At 64.4% G+C, this 1,951-nt stretch carries 2 protein-coding genes; both read right to left on the bottom strand.

Features of this window, described 5'->3' with window-relative positions:
- On the bottom strand, positions 1-1,627 hold a 1,627-nt coding region (locus HX774_RS18815; RefSeq protein WP_178828951.1), incomplete at its 3' end, for an RHS repeat domain-containing protein.
- 9 nt (positions 1,628-1,636) lie between these two features.
- On the bottom strand, positions 1,637-1,951 hold a 315-nt coding region (locus HX774_RS18810), incomplete at its 5' end, for a hypothetical protein (protein WP_218650529.1).

Below are 1,951 nucleotides of genomic sequence, written 5' to 3'. Positions count from 1 at the left end.
GCAGATTGCTGGCCACGCTGATGCTGCCGGCCTGATAAGTGGTGGTGGTCAGAACCTCGTCCGCAGTGCCGTTGCAGCCGGTGGCGGGCGCGGCCGCAGCGCAGGTCGACTTTTTGACCAGAACCCAGATCGGGGTCGCAGCCCGGGCAATCGTGCTGGAGCCGTTCGACTTGTACCAGGCGTACCGCTGGTCCCAGGCGTAACGGGTTTGGGGCCTGGGCGCGCCTAGCACGGGCGCGGGGGCGGTTTCGGTTAGCAGATTGCCGGCCGCGTCATAGGTGTAGTCGGTCACATTACCGCGCGCGTCGGTCATCGTTGTCGGCAACCGACAGAGCACGGGCTCCAGCGCACAGTCCGGGTAGACGACATGGATATTGGTGTCGGCCAGGCCTGAGCCAGGCTTGGCGACATTGTGGACGCGGGTGATCAGGCCCTCGTGCGTCCGTTCGAAGGTCGCGCTGTTGCCCTCGGGATACTGGACGGCGTGCAGCCCGAAGCTGTCTTGGGCGATATCCGTCCGCTTACCCAATGCGTTCACTACCCACGCCATCGAGGGGAAGAGCCGCAACTCCTGCTCAATGGGCGATACCCAGATGTAAACTCCGCTCCAGATGACATGAAAGATCGACTGCCCGCCATCAGGCGCAGTGACCGTGGTGTTCAGCTGATATACGTCCGGCTGGTGGCAGGGCGCGGGCGAAGGGGAGCAATAGGTTTCGTAGGCGTAGGTCCAGGTGCCGACGCCGTCGCTGACCGAGGTCGCCATCGTCCCGCGTCCCGGCACGAAGCTGTAGCCGTAGGTGATTGATGCTCCCGTCGCCTTGCTCGGTCGCGCCACCCCGATCGGTCGATCGATCCCGGAAGTTGAGCCGCTGAGAATGACCCGGGTGGTGCGCCCTAGAGAGTCGGTTACATGGCGCTCATGTCCAGCCGCGCTGAAGGTCAGGCTCGGCCAGGCGACGCTGTAGGCGCACGGGCCGGTAGGCGCGCAGGAGTCCACCGCATTGTTGATAGCGGTGACGGTCTGGGAACCGCCGCTGTCCGTGAAGCGCAGCTCGTAGCCAAGGTTGTTCCGGATCGAGTTAGCGCTGAAGGTGATCACCTCGCCATTGATCTTGGTGATCGTCTGGACGCTGGCCCCGCCAGGACTGGCCCCGCCGTAGACAGCTACGGACCCATCTGCCGCGATGTATTTGTAGGAGCCGTCCGGATTTTCGGCCAAAGAACCCACGCCTTCCATCCTGCCGAACGTCAGCAGGCCGCAACCGCTACGTTGGAAGACATTGGAACTGCCCATATAAACGACGGTGTAGAGACTGGCGCAGGCCTGCGACTTGTCGATCTCGTAGCTGATCCGACTGAGGGTGCTGTACCGCCATGCCTCCTGCGTGGCGTCCCAGCTGGCCGAGAACGACAGGCCGCCGTTCGCGGGGTCGCCGACACTGATCGTCGGCGATGAAATCTGCACGCTGCCGCTGACGACATCTACGCCGAATTGATCGACCGCCTCATAGACGACTGGTGGCTGGAGGGTCGCCTGAGCGAGGGCAGGGCCGGCGGTCGCGACGGCCGCTGTGGCGGAAAGGGTCGCGGTCAGGCAGCGTGCGAGGGTTGTCAGGGAGATCATAGATCAGTCTCACGCGCTCGGGTTGATGCTGACCTTGATGGTGCTGGTGTAGATGACCGTGCTAGCGGCGTCGGTCACCCGGCAGCGCCAGGTGGACAGCCGGGGTGGGCCCGACCAAGCGCCGGTCCAGCCGAACTCTGTCGTCGCGGCGGTCGCATTGCCTGCGATGATGTTGGTTGAGCCGTTCAATCGCTGCCACAAATAGAGATAGGGCGCGACACCGCCGGTCGCGACCACAAGCGCAAGCGGTGTGCCCTCGGATCCAGTTCCCTCCAGGGAGGACGGCGAAACCGTCGAGGCCAGAGGGGGCGGTGGGGGCGGAGG

Source organism: Brevundimonas sp. P7753, assembly GCF_013386595.1.
Taxonomy (GTDB): Bacteria; Pseudomonadota; Alphaproteobacteria; order Caulobacterales; family Caulobacteraceae; genus Brevundimonas; species Brevundimonas bullata.
This window is presented reverse-complemented; position numbering and strand designations above follow the sequence as displayed.